Consider the following 17,286-nt stretch of genomic DNA (forward strand, 5'->3'; position numbering starts at 1 on the left):
AAATGGCCGGCCGCCAAAGCGTCCTCTGACGATGCGTTGGATCTGAACTTTTTTCGCCGCGCTTTGATCGGCGTTAGGAGACCTGACAGTTGTCCATATTAGTTACTCTTTGTGCAAACCGGAGATACTGGATTTGAGTCGTCGCTGCGAATGTGTCTACCTGTTGCTCGTCGTTATTAGTGTTCTGCCAACCAGCCTCAGGGCAGAAGTTGTTAACCTGTCCTGGGACAACGACCTGCTTACTGGAACAGATCGCGGATATACAAACGGGGTACGCTTTTCGTATCTGACAGACACCGCTGATGAGAGCGATGGAAAGTCGGCAAGATTTGCCCGGGTTCTGCGTGATGAGCTGCGCTTTCTGCCAGGTATTGGAACTGTCGATCCAAAGCAGGCGGTAAGCCTGAGTTTGCGGCAATTCATGGTTACGCCTGAAGATATTACGGTTGAAGATCCGCAGTTCGACGACATTCCCTATGCCGGTCACCTGTCGCTCAGCGGCACACTCTGGAGCTGGAACGCCGATATGATTACCGGCTTTGGTGCTCACATTGGTGTTTTTGGGCCTGAGAGTGGTGCTGAGTCGGTTCAGAAATGGGTGCACAAAGCCACTGGAAGCGACAAGCCGCAAGGTTGGGGTAATCAGCTTGGAACCGATGTGGTGGGTGGCATTCAGGCTGCGCATGGCCGAAAACTCCTTCAACTTGGGCAGGGCGGCAACATTGAACAGCGTGTGTCGGTGATTGGGTCCGCGCTACTGTCGAGTTTTCGCACCTCCGCTAAAACCGGGTTGGTTTGGCAGCTTGGCAGACACCTTCCTATAAATTTTGTGCCGGACTACGCTGGTACCTCCTCAACCATCGCTTTGCCGGGCTCGTTCAAGGGTTCAGGCAGTAGCTGGTCCGTGTATGTGGGATTGGGCGTGGAGTATGTAGGCTATTCCTACATCGACGACAATGCCGGGGCTTATCGCTTTGACGAAGGGCCGCTGATTGGTCAGCTTGGTCTGGGCGCTACCTGGCAGTGGGATCACCTGCTGGCCGCGGTCACACTGCGTGCCACGACTAGCGAAGACGAGCGTCATAAAGACAACTTCAGCTTTGGGACGTTGTCAGTCTCTTGGGCAATATAGAACTGTCGGTTTTGACCGTTGCTTACGGGATGTGGTGGCGGCTTGTTCTCGCTGTAAACAAGAGCGAACATTCAGCTCATCGAAAATCCGGTTTCGCCTCGGCTTTCTGCGTTGACCAGCTCCTCTCGCTTTCGCGTGTTTTTGAGCCCTTGAGTTCAAACTTCCATTCCTGCACCTTCCTCACCAAAGAATTTACTAGATATGGGGTTGAAAAATATTATTGATGTCTATATATAGTAATTTGAGGTGGGTTTAGTATGAAGATCTGCACTGGTGAAGGGGAATTTTAGTGAGCGGCAAGGTCTTGGCTTTATCCGGAGGCGGTTTTAGAGGCCTATACACTGTGAGGGTACTTAGGCGACTTGAGGAGCGAATAGGCAGGCCTCTCTCAGAGCATTTTGACCTGATCACAGGGACATCCATAGGTGGAATTATCGCGCTTGGTATTGCGTCAGGCATTCCCCTCAAAGACATCGAAGATACCTTCGTAAAAAATGGAAACAGAATCTTTCCCAACCCAGTAAAACCACCGCTCTCTCATACAAGATCCAAAATTCTTCGTTTCATTAAAACGGTACTTCGAGGAACTCGCGCATTCCTAAAACCTATTCACAAAGCGGATGGGTTGGAGGCGGTACTTGTCGAAATATTTGGCGACACGCGGATGAGAGACCTTAAGCACGCGAACGTCGCGATTACGGCAGCAAATCTAAGTACTGGCTCCCCCAAAATGTTTAAAACGCCTCACCATAAAGAAATCAGTCAAGACGCGAATGTGAGAGTAGTTGACGTAGCCCTAGCCACCAGCGCTGCTCCTGTCTTTTTTCCGATTCACGAGGTTTCCGACACTAATACATTTTTCGCGGATGGAGCTTTGATGGGCAACTCGCCTGGCCTTTTTGGCTGGCTCGAAGCCAAGACTCGATTGAATGTGCCTGAAAATGAAATTTCTGTTCTATCTGTCGGTACGCTTGCAGGCAAACCCAGTATAAGTAGCTCTACAAAGCCCGATCAGGGCGCATCCTATTGGTTAAACCCAGTCCAACCTCGGCTAATGACGTTTCTGATGTCTCAACAAGAGCACTTAACCAACTATATGCTGAGATTGCTATTAAAGGACCGGTATCACCTTATCGATGGCACCGCGAGCGATGAGGCTGCTGGTGATATCAGTCTTGATGATGCGAGCAGTGCCGCAGTCAAAACTTTAACGAGCCATGCAGAGAAACACTTTGCTGAATTCATGGGTACAGATTATTTCCGTAATCATTTTCCGCTAGCGGGGGACGATCAATGACAAACCAATTCCATAGCCTTTTGGCCAGTCGAAGCAGCGAGTCCCTTCTGGGCAATTTGGATTTGCCAGAGCATGAGGAGCAGGCATTGGTCGATGCCGCGAAGGAAATTCGCAGCGTGATCGTTGCTGGCTTTACCGATCTACGCGAGGAAGTAAAGCGGCAGCGGCTGGAGCATGAAATACCAAAGCCAAAATTCGCTATCCAAGGCTCTTATGCTTATGGAACGCTCAATGCTCCTGCTTACCCTCCCCAACAACAAGTAGATATTGATTTAGGTATCTACTTGCCATTCTCTGCGCTGGGAAATGGGCAGCAGCCCAAGACTGTCACAGGGTATTATTTTGATGCTGTCACGCGAATACTGGAGGCGCATGTTCAGAATAGGCGTAACAATTGGACCATTCCGAAAGGGGAAGACCAAAAGGATAACTGCATTCGGGTTTTGCTAAGCGAAAAAACGCACATAGATATACCGCTGTATGCAGTTCCTGAGGGCGAGCTTCACCGGATAACGGAAGAGCAGCTGAGGGTCATGAAAGCAAATGAACAGCTGCCAGAAATGATTCGAGATAGTGAATTTTTCTTTGACACATCTGCAATCGAGGCGGTAGATCCAAGTGTCATTCACATGGCCCATCGGAAAAAAGGTTGGCAACCATCAGACGCGCTAGCGATTCGTGATTGGGTGAAATCTCACTTTCGACAGATGGGAAGCATGATTCGCCCGGTGAACCGCTTTTTGAAGGCTTGGCGAGATGAAACATGGCCGAAGGGCGGCGGTCCTAGCTCTATTTTCCTCCTTTCACATAGTCTGTCGAGCTTTCCAGGCGATACTAATGGGCTCTCTCACTGTGATGCTCTAGACGCAGTGATAAACGAACTTCCGTCTGTACTGGATAGCCCGGTCCTGGTTCCATGCCCAACGCCTGAGGACAAGGACGCAAAAGAAGATCTCAGAAGAAGGATCAGTGATAAAGAGGCGGAGGAATACCGTCGTCAGTTTGTGGGACTGCGCGATAATTACGCTCAGGCAAAAAGAGAGGATCCAAAGGTTGCGAATGCAATTCTCATTAATTTGTTCGGCGAGCGAATGCCTTTTGACCCTACCAGAATCATTGTAACAAGTGCGGTGGCGTCTACGGTTGCTTCAATTAGAAATACCAAACCTGATGTGCGCCCGCTGCACACTACTGATCGTAGCACTTCAGGTTAGTAATGGAGGAAATTGAGCGTTTCCTGTCCTTGCGCGGCTTCGTTTCCAATCGACCCATATATCTGGACGCTACACCCACATTTTCCGGGTATATTTGCATCGGTGATTGGCGACTAAAACTCGAATTGCGGTTTCGTGAAGGAAGATTTGATTACCCAGATGCATACCTACCGGAATGGCCGTTTGACCTGAATTTAAGATCCGCCTTCGGTTATCGCCATATCAACGATGATGGAAAGGTTTGTTTCGTCGACCAAAGTAGGACATGGTGGGATTCCGCTATGGCTACTGAGCTGGTTGCTGGCTGTCTCGAGCGTATTGAGCGGGTTCTTGTTGATAATCTGGCCAACGCTCCGGCTGAAGAAGTAATTGCTCAGGACTTTTCAGGATACTGGAGTGCCCATAGATCTCTGCGTGTAGCCTGTGTTGTCCAGAACAAAGATGACCTCATTCAGATCGTGGAGCAAGCCAGTGGGCGTCAGTGGCTTGTGCGAAAAGCTGAAGATTCTTGGCTTAGCATCGACGCTCAGCAAAGCCCAAATACTCCATGGGTTATCCTGCGGCTTGCAAAACCGCCAGTCTCTCTTAATCCGAGGTCTTGGCCTCCGGCGAGCATCAGAGAGGTAATCGATTGGATTCGCCAAAGTGCTCCTGACGCCCATAATCAACTGGTAGAGCGTCTACGACAATCAATACAACCCAAGGGAAAGAGAAAACGCGGAAATGACATCAGGCTCGTTGGAGTGGCGATTATTTGGCCGTCAGCCAATGGAGACGACGCTCTGGGATGCGGCTTTACCTTTGTAATACCTGACGTTGCTGCTAAGGCGATTGAGCATAAGCGTTTGAAGCAAGCCGCAAAAATATTGAAGGCCGATGGTACAAAGATCATTCGATACCGCTTAGACCGAGCTGACCCGTCTTATATTCAAACGCGCAATCGACCGAAAGAAGAGCCATCCCTCAAAAATAGAAGGGTAATTCTTGTTGGCGCCGGAACGATTGGTGGGCATTTGGGAAAATTGCTCTGTTCGCATGGAGCTGGTTGGGGCGCAAATGGCGAGCTCCACATTATTGATTCTGACGACTTCAACATAGAAAACGTAGGCAGACACCTTTTGGGAACGGAAAGCGTGGGTCATAGCAAAGCCGAAGCTGTTGCGGCTAGACTCAGGCTTGATTTTCCTTTCCTTAAAATCAAGGAACACCCCTGCTCGCTTAACGAATGTTGGAATATCTTTACTCAAGACAGCATCATTGTTGATGCCACTGGGTCGCAGACTGTGGCGATAGCGATTCCAGACTATCTGTCAGAGCATGGCTTGAAGCCTGTTGTGGTGCATAGTTGGATACACGGTCATGGACTGGCCACGGTGGCATTTCTCAACGACAGAAATAAGAAGGGCTCAGCATGCTATCGATGCTTATGGATTCTCGAAAACGGTAAGTATCGACCAAGATTTCCGTTAAGCCGTTGCCCAGAGGACGATACTCCACTCTTTGGCGCATGCCATCAGAGTTTTCATGCCTACGCCGCAACAACTTCGATGATTGCTGCCACGCAAGCAATGACAATTCTCTATGATTATCTCGCCGATAGGGTTCAGAATAGCCTCAGGTTTCAGGTCTTGAAACCGGATTTATGTCAGAAGAGACCAGACACTACTCCTCAACCAGATAACAATTGCCCGCTATGCTCTCGTCCCAAATAAACGAATTTAAAAGGGTCGGACCGCAGTTGTGGAGGAAAGGCGATGGGGGACACCTCTTAATAGAAGACTCGGTTCTGAAAGTTATTGGCGGATATAGACAAGAATGCCATTCGGATCTGGAAGCCGGCGGATTTCTGGTTGGTTTTTATAAAGGAGTTGACTTGCATGTAATCAATCTCACGGTACCGCAATCGCTCGATAAGCGAAGCAGGTTCCGATTCACTCGGAAAGACCCAAAACACGTTAGCCAAGTAACCAGATGGTATGAACAGTCTTTAGGTAAAATAAATTGTTTGGGAGAGTGGCATACTCACCCTGAGCGGTTGCCTAAACCCTCTGATATAGATCTCCATGCTTGGCAAACCTTCAATGAAGGGCGAAGGGGACAGTTGGCAATCTTTTTGATTGCAGGAATCTCAGAGATATGGACTGGGGGATGACTCCAGCGGGTTAGGCGAATCATTCGAAAGCCGCCCCTCTTTAGCCCGGATTTCTCATAGTGCTCCAACAACCTTCGCAGACCAAGCCTGGTAGTGCCAGATCCGAGTGGTCATGGTCGAAGTTGGCGATTATTTAGCCAGTTTCCGGCATTCAGGCACAACTCCCCCTTTCCCCCATTGGTATCGGGCCGGGGGAGCCCGATTATCTACTGGGGCACCAAGCGCTGAACCAGTGCTGAGAGATCGTTCTTGTGTGGATAGCTATCACTCATCAACACCCGTATTCGGCGGGTGTTGCGGATGATGACTGCGCCAACCTTGATCAGCTTCAAGCGCAAGGTGCCGGCACTCATACGTTCGAAGGGCGTGTTTTTCAGATGCACCCGCAAACGCTCGAACAGGGTGTAGGCGAAGCCGGATAAGATCAGCCGCCACTGGTTGGTCCACCAGTGTGTGCTGGAGGTGCGACCGGCAAACAGATCCAGTTGTTGATCCTTGATCCGGTTCTCCATATCACCCCGTGCGCAATACTGTTCGTAGTAGAGCTTGAATCCGTCATCGTAGCGGGAGCTGATAACGAACCGGGGGTTCGGGCCTTGAGGGCCATATTCCAGGCGCGCAACCACCCAGCGTGGCTTATGCCAGCTTCGGGCTTTGTAGCGGAAGCGGAAGGTGCTGGCGAGCTTATGGCCATGAGCCTCGTAGTAGGTCCGGACTTTGTCCATGGCTGGGGCGGCAAGCGCCTCCAGCCGCTGGTTGCGGGCCATGCCTACGATGTAATCCACCTGGTTGCGATCGCACCAGGCCAGCAGTCGGGGCTTGCTGAAGTGGGAGTCGCCCCGGAATACGATCCGGGTCTGTGGCCAATACTGGCGAATAAATCGCACCAGCAGCGCCAGAATGGCCCAACTGTGCCGGGCATCACCCCGGTTGCTGGTGCGCAGATAGCTCACCAGCAAGTGCCGGCCGCAGAAGACGTAAAGCGGGAAGTAGCAGTGATGGTCGTAATACCGGTTAAAGAATTTACCCGGCTGATCCCCATGCACCGGGATATCGGTGCCGTCAAAATCCAGCACGATTTCCTTCGGCGGCTCTTCGTGTTGTTCAATAAAGTGGTGCCAGAGCAGCTCATGGGCCTTCACAATGGTTTGCCGGTCCATTGCCTGTTCCATTCGGCACAGCGTGGATTTGCCAGCCAGAGCGGAGGCGTTACCCGTGGCGGTTTGTAGTGCCTGATCAAAGCGAAGCGCTTCATGATCATTCAGATCTTCGTAGCCGCTGGCCACGCCGTAGACGCGCTGCCGGATCATGGTGTTGAGCCCATGACGAATCATCCGGGGATCCCGCTGGTCGGTCAGAGTCTCGGCCAGCCGTTGGGTTAACCGGTGTTGTTTGTCGACTTCGCGCAGTAACAACACACCGGCATCCGAGGTGATATGGCCTCCGGAGAAATCGGCTTCAATCTGGCGGCGGGAGAGTGGCGAGAAGGTCAGTTTTTGAGGTACCATTTTGGATGCGGCTACTGGTGCTTGGTGGATTGGTTAGGTTCTTGAAACTATAGCACTTTTAGCCGCTTCTTTTTATCCCTTCATGAGAAATCCGGGTTAGGGCCAAATTCAATTGATAAGCCATCAGTTCGCACTCCAGATTCGCGAGCTTCTAATGTTCGCTTTGCGACCACTCATGCCAGGCCAGCGTGAAAGAACAGTGGCTCAGCGTTTAAATGCTAAGCCACATTTTTGCATCGAGCCTGTAAATAAATCTGTGTAACTGCCCACCCCATTACAGGTGGCCGTCCAGGCGGTCACCGAATTCGATAATAAAGCGATTCAATGCCGGCTTCCAATCACGGATCGGCATGGTCCATTTCTTTGATGCCTGCTGGATCGCCAGGAAGGCCACTTTTAGTGCCGAGTCATCGGTAGGGAACAGCTTGCGACGTTTGGTCGCTTTGCGGATAACGCTGTTCAGTGACTCAATGGCATTGGTGGTGTAGATGACCTTCCGGATCGCCGGAGGGTACTCGAAGAGCGTGATCATATTGTCCCAATGGCTGTGCCAGGAGCGAGAGATCTGAGGGTACTGGCTATCCCAGCGTTCGCCAAAGGCCTCCAGCGCCTGCCGGGCTTCGTGTTCCGTAGCAGACTGGTAGATCTGCTTCAGGTCCGCAGTAACCGCCCTGTAGTCCTTCCAGGACACGTAGCGCAGCGAGTTCCGAACCATATGCACGATGCAGAGCTGAACCTTGGTTTGGGGGTATTCAGCCGCAATGGCATCCGGGAAGCCCTTGAGACCGTCCACACAGGCGATCAGAATATCCTCCAGACCACGGTTCTTCAGTTCCGTCAGTACCGATAGCCAGAACTTCGCACCTTCGGTCTCGGCCAGCCAGAGGCCCAGCAACTCTTTCTGGCCCTCCATGTTGATGCCCAGGGCAAGATATAGGGACTTGTTGATCACCCTCTTGTCCTGACGAATTTTCAGAACGATGCAGTCCAGATAGACGATGGGGTAGATCGGATCAACAGGGCGATTCTGCCACTCGTGAACCTGATCGATCACACGCTCCGTCACCTTGGAAACCAGTGTTGCCGAGATGTCCGCGTCGTACATCTCCTTGAAGGCGTCCACGATATCCCGGGTGCTCAGGCCCTTGGCGTATAGCGCCAGGATCTGGTCATCCATCTGGGTCAGGCGGGACTGGCCTTTACGGACGAACTGCGGCTCGAAGGAGCCGTCCCTGTCACGAGGGGCTTCTATCGCCACTTCGCCGTGCTGGCCCTTCAGGCGCTTGGCAGAATAGCCGTTACGGCTGTTGCCAGTGCCACGGCCTTCAGGAGCATGCTTCTCGTATCCAAGATGCTCGTCCAGTTCGGCGTTGAGAGCGGTCTCGACGGTGAGCTTGACCAGTTGCTGAGTGAGGGCTCCTAGATCTTTTTCAGACTTGATGTCCTTGGCCAGCTCGGTGGCCATGGCTTTGAGTTTTTCTTGGTCCAATTGCGTACCCACGATGGTATCCTTTTGAAAAGGTTACTCAGTCGTGGGCAGTTACACAATTTGGTTTACAGCCTCTTTGCATCTGATGATTAACACTCTATTCATAGTACTAGGCTCCGGAAAGCTTTCCACTCATTCGGAGCCCATCTCTCATGTTCATGCCTAAAAGAACAAAGTTAACAGCGCCAACAATTAATTCCAAAGTTTGAACTGCGTAGAACCAAGCGCCGAAATCTCCACTTGAAGCTCGACTCGCCAAAAATATGGCCGAAGGTACAAGCACAATCAATCCATTGACAGCGATGATCGGCATTCTCTTTTTCTTGTTATCGACTAAGCGTCCTCCGCGCTTTGCTGCAAGCCTGAAGCCCGATGCACCCGTAATTATTAGTGCTGGGATCAAGACTAGCATGCCCCAAAGGATGGCTTGCTTGATCGTCCAGATCGTTTCGAAATCTCCGAAAATCTCAACAAGGACAGTGGCAATCCAAAAAGTTGCGATAGTTAGCATTGCTACAGCACCTGCAGCACCGTGGAGGTTCTTCATAGCTTCCACTCCTGATCATTTTGTCCAACTTCTTCTGCGCATCTCTCCTCAAGACACCGAATTATTGAGAGCGATGTCTTCAGGTCCTTAATCGTAATACCGTCCGTTAAAGCTTTGGCCCACCGTATTTGACGCTGGTCGGCGAGTCGGTATGTCTCAGCACCTTTATGTGTCAAGCCGACTAACTTCGCTCTCTTGTGGTCGGGGTTTTCCGAATACATTAAAAGGTCAGAATCGACTAAATCATTCACCACTCTTTGTACTGATTGTCGAGCCAACCCCATCCTGCGGGCGATTTGGGCAACCGTCAGGTCACGCTCTTCCAACACTATCGCCCCAAGTACCTGCCAACGAGCACTGGTCAACCCCAAGTCGCGCACCAAGTTGTCGCCGGAATTTAGTAGTGCTCCGTTAAACCGAAATACTTCAAGAATGAGGTCTGTGGCGGCTTCGCTGAGCTCGGAATGTTTGTCCATGAGTTCAAGTCCAATTCAATTTGTTTTCGTAAAGATAGAAGTATTGCACCATATTGACAGCATGCTGCCAATATGAGAGAAAGTTTTAGTGTTAGCGCAACCTCCCTATGTTCTCAACAGCCCCTGTGTTGCTTTGGACTCCGTCCCCATCGATAAAAAGGACAGAAAACCAACATGTTACTGAGGAAATGTCGATGAAAAAGGTTTTTTTCAGTCTCGCAATCGTGAGTCTCTTTTTCGGCTGCAGCCAAAATTCAGGAGGCCCAGCGGAAGGGGAATCGAGTGCACATCGTTGGGTACAAACCACCACGCTAGTGGAGGCCTCTGATTCATTTTTCAGTTTGACGGGAACAGTAAAAGCCCGCCACGAAGTGGAGCTAGCATTTCAGGTTGGCGGCAAAATCGATCGACGATTGGTCGATGCAGGCCAGTCAATCAGGAAAGGTGATGTTCTTTTCACGCTTGACCTTCGAGACCTCCGTCAATCCGTGGTTACTTCCCGGGCAAGGTTGAAGGCAGCAGAAGCAACCTTAGAGCTTGCTGAAAACGAATTTTCACAAGACAGTCAGCTGATTGAACAAGGCTATAAAAGTCGTCGGGAATATCAACGGACATTGCTGGCTCTAAAAGAGGCAGAGAACCAGCGCGATGCTGCCGAGGCTGAACTGAGCCAGGCTCTGAATGCCCTGGACTACGGTGTGCTCAAGTCTGACAGCGACGGCTTCATTCTGGATGCCTTCGGGGAACCGGGAGAAGTTGTAAGCGCTGGCCACCCTGTTGCGAAATTTGCCAAGGATGCGCAGCCCGAAGTTGAAGTTGATTTTCCCTCTGACCGATATCCGCCAGAGTCTGGTGAGCTTATCGTCGATGGTGTTGCGATTGCGTTGAAGCGAAGAGAAGTTGCGGGAGCTGCGGATCCTCTTAGTCGTACTTGGAAGACACGATATGCGATTGACCAAAAGTACCCCGGCCTCAGGTATGGTCAACTTGTTAAAACAAAATTTCGTGACAGTCAGCCCGACATACCTCTCTACAAAACCAAAATTTCATCCATTGATGAGAGAGGCGAAACTCCCCTAATTTGGACCATTGATAATGGAGAAGCGCTGTCAACCAGCATTTCCATTCACAAAATAGAAACGGAGTATGCTTGGGTCTCTAGTCCAGAGCTAAGAGACGGCCTAGCGGTTATTTCTCTGGGAACACACCTTCTCAAGCCTGGAATGGCAGTCCGCCCCCTCAGCGAGAGGGAAATCTGATGTCTTTCCCTAACCTCTCCAAAATAGCCGTTCGAGAGCGCTCGGTTACCTTGTTTCTGATCATTATATCTCTTGTCGCGGGCCTATATGCTTTTAATTCCCTTGGACGCGCTGAAGATCCTGACTTCACTGTTCGGGTCATGGTGGTTTCGGTCTTATGGCCAGGAGCAACTGCTGAAGAACTCCAGGATAGTGTTGTAGACCGCTTAGAAAAGCGAATACAGGAAGTTAAAGACCTCTATAGAATCGAGACGACAGTCCGGCAAGGTCGAGCCGACCTTCAAATCGAGTTTCAAGACTTTACCGAGGCCGAAAACGTTCCCGACCGCTTCTATCAAGTAAGGCGCCGAATGCAGGATGAAGCTGGCTCACTGCCGGAAGGCGTAATCGGCCCCATCGTAAACGAGGACTTTGGCGATGTTTATTTCACTCTCGCAGCACTGACTGCCTCAGGGATGCCGTTAAGAGAACTCGTCAGAGATGCTGAAGAGATCAGAGATCGGGTACAGCGCGTCCCAGGGGTCAAAAAGGCGGAAATTCTTGGAGAGCGTCCGGAAAGAGTTTTCGTTGATTTTGACATGAGCAAGCTACAAGGGCTCGGATTATCCCTGCCTGACGTAGTCGAGGCGATTAATGGCTTCAACCGGCTTTTACCCTCAGGTCACATTGTTACGAATGGACCCAAAGTATATCTCCGATTGAATAGTGACCTCTCAAATCTCCAGGCAATGCGAGAGGTACCAATCAAAATTGGAAATCAACTCGTTCAGCTTGATGACATCGCCAACGTCTCTAGAGGATATGAGGATCCCCCAAGCTACCTCGTTCGCTCTTTTGGGGAGGATGCGCTGCTTATCGGGGTTGTTATGCAAGGTGGCGAGAATGGATTGGAATTCGGTAAACGTTTGAGGGAATTCTGGGAAAGAGAAAGGGCTAACTTGCCTCTTGGTATGGAGCTTGATGTGCTGACGAACCAAGAAGAAGCGATTTCGGATGCTGTCAATCTCTTCCAAGTCAAGTTCCTTATTGCCGTCCTTGTGGTGATGGCAGTAACTATGTTTGCCGTCGGGCTTCGAGCGGGTGTTGTTGTAGGGATCGCTATTCCGATAACTCTTGGACTCTCCTTTGTTGTCATGCTGACGCTGGGTATCAACCTCGACAGAATCACACTTGGAGCACTGATCATTGCCCTGGGTCTTCTGGTCGATGACGCGATCATTGCTATAGAGATGATGATCGTTAAATTAGAGGAAGGTTGGGATAAGGTGCGAGCCGCTGCTCATGCTTGGAACGTGACGGCAGCTCCAATGCTTTTCGGTACTCTGGTTACAGTTGCTGGCTTTGTTCCGATAGGATTTGCTCAGTCAGGTGTCGGAGAGTATGCGGGTAACATTTTTTGGGTGCTAGCAATAGCACTTCTACTCTCTTGGCTGGTTGCGGTTTCTTTCACGCCCTATCTCGGCGTAAAGTTTCTTCCAGATAGCATGCCAAAGACTCACAATAACGAAACTGATGCTTATTCCTCCCGACCCTATCGAGTTCTTAGAAAGGTCATAACTGGCTCTCTGGCCCACCGAAAATCGGTGGTACTCACGACTTTTTTCCTGCTTATCGTCTCAGTTATTGGGTTGATAGGTCCGGTTCAAAAACAGTTTTTCCCAAGATCTGATCGCCCTGAGGTGCTAGTTAGCATTTATCACCCTCAGGGGACCTCTATTGATGTAACAAACCAAACAGCCAAAAAGGTTGAAGATCTGGTGGAAGGTGCAAGTGGCATCAGATCGATGTCCACTTTCGTTGGCGCTGGCGCCCCTAGGTTCTTTATCTCAGCCAATCCCGAGCAGCCAAGCAGCGCATTTGCGAAGTTAGTTATGGTTGCGGAGGATGTGAAGGCCCGAGACAGCTTAATTGCCCTGCTTCGCAGCAGCGTTGCCGATGGTCTCTTTCCTGAAGCGAGGATAAGGGTTGAGACGAGCCTGTAAATTAAATTGTGTAACTGCCCATTATTACTTACCTTTAATCAAGGAGAATAATAATGGACGCAGTCATGGATCAAGAAAAACTCAAAGCCCTGGCCGCCGAGCTGGCCAAGGACATCAAATCCGAAAAGGACCTGGGCACCCTGACGGAGCAGCTGCTCAAACTCACCGTCGAGACCGCCCTGAATGCCGAGCTGGTAGAGCACTTGGGTTATGAGAAGCACTCACCCAGCGGCAGGGGCACCGGCAACAGCCGCAACGGCCACAGTAAGAAGCGGCTAAAGAGCCAACATGGCGAGGTGGAGATCGCCACCCCGCGGGATCGCAACGCCAGCTTCGAGCCCCAGTTCGTGCGCAAAGGCCAGACCCGCCTGACCCAGATGGACGATCAGATCCTCTACCTCTACGGCAAGGGTATGACCACCCGCGAGATCGTCGACACCTTCAAGGAGATGTACGACGCCGATGTCTCGCCGGCCCTGATCTCCAAAGTCACCGATGCCGTCATCGACGAGGTGGTGCAATGGCAAAACCGGCCGCTGGAGCCGATCTACCCCATCGTCTACCTGGACTGCATCGTGGTCAAGGTGCGCCACAACAAGCAGGTGATCAACAAGGCCATCCACCTGGCCCTGGGCATCACCCTGGAGGGCCACAAGGAGCTGCTGGGCATGTGGATCGCCGAGCACGAGGGCGCCAAGTTCTGGCTGTCTGTCCTCACCGAGCTGCAAAACCGTGGGCTGCAGGACATCCTCATCGCCTGCGTCGACGGGCTCAGTGGCTTCCCGGATGCCATCCAGACCGTCTATCCCAAGGCCCAGATCCAGCTCTGCATTGTCCACATGGTGCGCAATTCGCTGAAATACGTCGCCTGGAAGGACTACAAAGCCGTGACTGGCGACCTCAAGGCGATCTACCAATCAGCCACCGAGCAGGCCGCGCTGGCCGAGCTGGAGGCCTTTGCCGCGAGCTGGGATGAGAAGTACCCCATGATCAGCAAATCCTGGCGCAACCACTGGGACAATCTCAACACCCTGTTCAACTATCCACCCGAGATACGCAAAGTCATCTACACCACCAATGCCATCGAATCGCTCAACAGTGTCATCCGCAAATCCACCCGAAAGCGCAAGATCTTCCCGCATGATGACTCGGCCTTCAAAGTGGTCTATTTGGCCATCCAGCAAGCCTCGAAAAAGTGGAGCATGCCCATCCGTAATTGGAAAGCCGCGCTGAATCGGTTTATGATCGACTTCGAGGAACGCCTGAAGGAATATGTTTAACCCAGGTGGGTGGTTACACAGAATTATTTACAGGCTCGTTGAGACACTTCTCTACGGCCCGCCCGTTGATTGGCCAGTCAGTATCCGAGTCCTTGGCCCCGAAGCTAATGAGTTGCGCGCACTTGCGAGAAGAGTTCGGGACGTTATTTCTGACCATCCCAATACCGAAAACAGCCATCTTGACTGGGATGAGCGGACTCCCGCTCTGAACCTGGTCTTCGACACCGACCAACTCCGACTGTTTGGATTGACGCCAGAAGACGTTTCTTATCAGCTTCAGTTCCAACTATCTGGATTGACATTAACAACGTTGCGAGACGGTATCCGTTTGGTCCCAGCAATAGGTCGAGCTCAAGCTGAGGATGCTGAGCAAATCCAGGATCTGGAGATTGTGAGCAAAGATGGGCGTCGAATTTCTTTTAACCAGATCGGCGAAGTCGATGTCGTCTATGAGGAACCGGTCATAAGGCGATATAACAGAGAGTTGTTCATTTCCGTCAACGCCGATGTCCGTGGAGCACAAGCGAAAGATGTCACTGCCGACGTTTGGGCGAATTTGTCGGATCTCCGCGAGCGGCTTCCTGCAGGTTATTCTCTCCAAATTGGCGGTGCCGTTGAGCAATCTGCAAAAGGCGAGGAATCGATTCAGGTTCTGCAACCTCTAATGATTGTCTTGATGCTGATATTCGTGATGCTGCAGATGCGTTCTTTCAGAGGAACATTCGTTGTATTACTCACCGCACCGTTAGGTTTGATTGGCGCTGTAGCTGCGATGTTGATGTTTAGCCAACCATTTGGGTTCGTGGCCACGCTTGGGATTATAGGTCTTGCCGGCATTCTAATGCGCAACACGCTAATTCTGACCCAGCAGGTCTCTGACAATGTCAGCTCTGGCATGCAGATTCGAAACGCTGTCATTGAGGCTGGGGTTCAAAGGTCCCGGCCAGTCGTTCTGACTGCACTGGCTGCGGTATTGGCTTTTATTCCACTTACAGTGGATAGCTTTTGGGGGCCTCTTGCATACGTTCTGATTGGTGGGGTCTCGCTTGGCACTGTCGCCACGTTGATATTTGTTCCAGCGCTTTACGCAATGCTAGATCGAATACCTAGTCAGAGCCGCAGAGATACATGAGAGCAAATGCCATGGTAATGAATGTTTATCGATTCATAGGTCCTAATTATAACTTAAACCTGAATCAGTGACTTTGCAGGCCAGTATACTCCGCAAAGCGCCATCGGCGCTAACGGGAGCCATCACTTGGTCAAAAGCAGGTTGATAATGCCGGAACGTGCAGTCTGACGTCGATCAGCGGCCAAATTTGGGCGCGTTTTGATCAACTTCTGGTCGTCAGGCAATAGCGGGTTGCCCCGGGCTGGTTTTCCGGGTGGCTTTAAGGTAGCGGCTGTTGTCGGACTTGCTTAACCGGAGGCGGCAAGGCTTCCATAGAGGTCGCGGTAAACGGCAAAGCCCGGACAGTGCCGACCAAAGCGCAGAATCCACTGCCGGCCGCTGTGCACCAGGCGGCAGGCCATGGTCATCAGTTCCTGCATCACCGTTCTCAGGCGGCGGCGCTTGGCCGGATGGCGCACTGGCGCATCTGGGGCGGTCAGTCTCAGGCCCATCCAGCGCAGCACGTTGTAACCCATGGTGGCGAAGGCCATGACCAGGTTGTTGGTGTCGAACTTGCCGGAGGGCAGGCGCTCCAGGTCCAGGTCGGTCTTGAACTCGCTGTGAAATTGTTCACTGGTGGCATGGTCGCTGTACAGCGCCATGACTTGTTGGTCACTGACCTCGTCGACTGGTAAGGAAGTAATCCAGCCTTCGATGCTAACTTCTGGCTCCAGGTACAGCTGACCGGAGGCATCGCTGGTGCGAACGGTGACCTTGACGATGCGACGCAGGCCGGGTTCATCGGGAAGGTCTTCTGACAGAACCGCTTCCATCTTGCCGTCGCGGTCCAGCGACCAGACTTCCTTGGCCTGGGCCTTGTTTGCCCAAGCCAAGGGATCCTGCTTGCGAGGGTTCCACTTGATCAGGAAGTCGATCTGGTCCTGCTCGCGCAGGAAGTCGCGATTGTCACGGGCATCGTGTGCACTGTCCAGACGCAGCAGGATGGGCTTGTCCGTCAGTGACCGGGCCCGGGGCAAAACCCGTTTGAGGGTATCCAGAAAACCGTTATTGGCGTGCTGGCTGCCAGGGCGTAGCTCGCAACCCAGGCACCAGCCTTCCTGGCCCAGATACGCGGCAATGGGTGCATAGCCGTCGTAACCCTTGTAGGTGTAGCTGACACCCTCTTTATGGGTCTGGCTGTTGTCCATGGGAAAGACATCCATATCCAGGGCAACATGGCCCATCGCCAGTGGTGACACCGGCGCGTCGACGGACTGAAGAAATTCAACGCTGGCATCCTCCAGCAATGGCGTCAGGGCTTGGGCATCTTCATCAAATCGCTGGCGCAAACGGGCTGAAGATGGCGACTGCTTGATGCCCATCGCCGATTTGAAGAACGGATCTGTTCGTACCGGCTCGGCCGCCTCGAAATCGCTCTTGCCCAGCGTGATCAGGCCCAGGTAGGTGCGGATCAGCTCAATGTTCGGAATACCGTGCCGCTTGACGACTGTGCGAGCGGTTTTGATCAGCGACGTGTGCCGGTTCAGGCAGTGGCCCACCGGGGCCAGTCCGCCGTGGGGTGTATAGACTTCGGTTCGGGATTGCTGGAGAGTGAAAGTACGCATGAACTAAATGCACTGACTGGGCGAATGGATGTCAGGTGCTATTATATCGCCCAAGGCTTTGTTATTGCAGGCTTTGGATACAGTTTCAGCCGGTTGAACTCACGGATTCAGGACTAAAGAAGAAATCGATAGCACTCTAGAATGTTTGGATATCATTTTGAGAGACGCGACCAAATGACCGCCGTTACCATTTGTTCAGTCGGATTTTAGTAGG

At 51.8% G+C, this 17,286-nt stretch carries 14 protein-coding genes; 9 read left to right on the forward strand and 5 right to left on the reverse strand.

What is annotated here, in order from left to right; all coding sequences use genetic code 11:
• Positions 1–133 precede the first annotated feature (133 nt).
• The 5 genes from AC5JQH_RS20975 (at position 134) to AC5JQH_RS20995 (ending at position 5,795) form a co-directional block, all read left to right on the forward strand.
• A complete protein-coding gene (locus tag AC5JQH_RS20975; protein WP_493805943.1) occupies positions 134–1,132 on the forward strand; it encodes a lipid A deacylase LpxR family protein in 999 nt (332 codons plus the stop codon).
• 289 nt (positions 1,133–1,421) lie between these two features.
• Positions 1,422–2,429 carry a CBASS cGAMP-activated phospholipase gene (locus tag AC5JQH_RS20980; protein WP_493805944.1) on the forward strand — a complete coding sequence of 336 codons (1,008 nt, stop codon included), beginning with the start codon at positions 1,422–1,424 and terminating at the stop codon, positions 2,427–2,429.
• Positions 2,426–3,643 (forward strand): CBASS cGAMP synthase, encoded by a 1,218-nt coding sequence (locus AC5JQH_RS20985; RefSeq protein WP_493805945.1) that lies wholly within the window; start codon positions 2,426–2,428, stop codon positions 3,641–3,643. Before AC5JQH_RS20980 ends, AC5JQH_RS20985 begins: the two co-directional genes overlap by 4 nt.
• A 2-nt stretch (positions 3,644–3,645) precedes the next feature.
• The gene (locus tag AC5JQH_RS20990) at positions 3,646–5,355 is read left to right on the forward strand and encodes a ThiF family adenylyltransferase (RefSeq protein WP_232902898.1); all 1,710 of its coding nucleotides are present in this window, start codon (positions 3,646–3,648) and stop codon (positions 5,353–5,355) included.
• Positions 5,337–5,795, forward strand: a complete 459-nt coding sequence (locus AC5JQH_RS20995; RefSeq protein WP_442915003.1) for a Mov34/MPN/PAD-1 family protein — start codon at positions 5,337–5,339, stop codon at positions 5,793–5,795. The genes AC5JQH_RS20990 and AC5JQH_RS20995 overlap by 19 nt, the downstream gene beginning before the upstream one ends.
• A gap of 206 nt (positions 5,796–6,001) precedes the next feature.
• On the opposite strand, the gene AC5JQH_RS21000 is transcribed toward AC5JQH_RS20995, so the two are convergent.
• The 4 genes from AC5JQH_RS21000 to AC5JQH_RS21015 all read right to left on the reverse strand — a co-directional run bounded on the left by AC5JQH_RS21000 (position 6,002) and on the right by AC5JQH_RS21015 (position 9,815).
• Positions 6,002–7,303 carry an IS1380 family transposase gene (locus AC5JQH_RS21000; RefSeq protein ID WP_493805489.1) on the reverse strand — a complete coding sequence of 434 codons (1,302 nt, stop codon included), beginning with the start codon at positions 7,301–7,303 and terminating at the stop codon, positions 6,002–6,004.
• A 274-nt stretch (positions 7,304–7,577) separates the two neighbouring features.
• A complete protein-coding gene (locus AC5JQH_RS21005; RefSeq protein WP_008172129.1) occupies positions 7,578–8,792 on the reverse strand; it encodes an IS256 family transposase in 1,215 nt (404 codons plus the stop codon).
• 109 nt (positions 8,793–8,901) lie between these two features.
• A complete protein-coding gene (locus AC5JQH_RS21010; protein ID WP_474546206.1) occupies positions 8,902–9,339 on the reverse strand; it encodes a hypothetical protein in 438 nt (145 codons plus the stop codon).
• Positions 9,336–9,815 (reverse strand): MarR family winged helix-turn-helix transcriptional regulator, encoded by a 480-nt coding sequence (locus tag AC5JQH_RS21015; RefSeq protein WP_474546205.1) that lies wholly within the window; start codon positions 9,813–9,815, stop codon positions 9,336–9,338. Before AC5JQH_RS21015 ends, AC5JQH_RS21010 begins: the two co-directional genes overlap by 4 nt.
• Positions 9,816–10,009: 194 nt before the next feature.
• Here AC5JQH_RS21015 and AC5JQH_RS21020 point away from each other — a divergent pair, with 194 nt between their 5' ends.
• The 4 genes from AC5JQH_RS21020 to AC5JQH_RS21035 all read left to right on the forward strand — a co-directional run bounded on the left by AC5JQH_RS21020 (position 10,010) and on the right by AC5JQH_RS21035 (position 15,468).
• Complete coding sequence (locus tag AC5JQH_RS21020; protein WP_474546204.1) at positions 10,010–11,074, forward strand: efflux RND transporter periplasmic adaptor subunit; 1,065 nt, start codon at positions 10,010–10,012, stop codon at positions 11,072–11,074.
• On the forward strand, positions 11,074–13,056 hold the full coding sequence (locus AC5JQH_RS21025; protein WP_493805946.1) for an efflux RND transporter permease subunit: 1,983 nt from the start codon (positions 11,074–11,076) through the stop codon (positions 13,054–13,056). Before AC5JQH_RS21020 ends, AC5JQH_RS21025 begins: the two co-directional genes overlap by 1 nt.
• A 65-nt stretch (positions 13,057–13,121) precedes the next feature.
• Positions 13,122–14,336: an IS256 family transposase gene (locus tag AC5JQH_RS21030; RefSeq protein WP_493805989.1), complete on the forward strand. Its 1,215-nt coding sequence runs from the start codon at positions 13,122–13,124 to the stop codon at positions 14,334–14,336.
• Positions 14,329–15,468 (forward strand): efflux RND transporter permease subunit, encoded by a 1,140-nt coding sequence (locus AC5JQH_RS21035; protein ID WP_493805947.1) that lies wholly within the window; start codon positions 14,329–14,331, stop codon positions 15,466–15,468. Before AC5JQH_RS21030 ends, AC5JQH_RS21035 begins: the two co-directional genes overlap by 8 nt.
• Positions 15,469–15,755: 287 nt before the next feature.
• Here AC5JQH_RS21035 and AC5JQH_RS21040 read toward each other — a convergent pair whose 3' ends face one another.
• On the reverse strand, positions 15,756–17,072 hold the full coding sequence (locus AC5JQH_RS21040; protein WP_493805948.1) for an IS1380 family transposase: 1,317 nt from the start codon (positions 17,070–17,072) through the stop codon (positions 15,756–15,758).
• Positions 17,073–17,286: the final 214 nt, after the last annotated feature.

The sequence above is a fragment of the Marinobacter sp. H13 genome (genome assembly GCF_059072335.1).

Bases quoted from the DNA above. Each gene is read 5' to 3' on its own strand.
- AC5JQH_RS20985 (WP_493805945.1), top strand. From the start codon at position 2,426: ATGACAAACCAATTCCATAGCCTTTTGGCCAGTCGAAGCAGCGAGTCC.
- AC5JQH_RS20990 (WP_232902898.1), top strand. From the start codon at position 3,646: ATGGAGGAAATTGAGCGTTTCCTGTCCTTGCGCGGCTTCGTTTCCAAT.
- AC5JQH_RS20995 (WP_442915003.1), top strand. From the start codon at position 5,337: ATGCTCTCGTCCCAAATAAACGAATTTAAAAGGGTCGGACCGCAGTTG.
- AC5JQH_RS21000 (WP_493805489.1), bottom strand. From the start codon at position 7,303: ATGGTACCTCAAAAACTGACCTTCTCGCCACTCTCCCGCCGCCAGATT.
- AC5JQH_RS21010 (WP_474546206.1), bottom strand. From the start codon at position 9,339: ATGAAGAACCTCCACGGTGCTGCAGGTGCTGTAGCAATGCTAACTATC.
- AC5JQH_RS21015 (WP_474546205.1), bottom strand. From the start codon at position 9,815: ATGGACAAACATTCCGAGCTCAGCGAAGCCGCCACAGACCTCATTCTT.
- AC5JQH_RS21020 (WP_474546204.1), top strand. From the start codon at position 10,010: ATGAAAAAGGTTTTTTTCAGTCTCGCAATCGTGAGTCTCTTTTTCGGC.
- AC5JQH_RS21025 (WP_493805946.1), top strand. From the start codon at position 11,074: ATGTCTTTCCCTAACCTCTCCAAAATAGCCGTTCGAGAGCGCTCGGTT.
- AC5JQH_RS21030 (WP_493805989.1), top strand. From the start codon at position 13,122: ATGGATCAAGAAAAACTCAAAGCCCTGGCCGCCGAGCTGGCCAAGGAC.
- AC5JQH_RS21035 (WP_493805947.1), top strand. From the start codon at position 14,329: ATGTTTAACCCAGGTGGGTGGTTACACAGAATTATTTACAGGCTCGTT.
- AC5JQH_RS21040 (WP_493805948.1), bottom strand. From the start codon at position 17,072: ATGCGTACTTTCACTCTCCAGCAATCCCGAACCGAAGTCTATACACCC.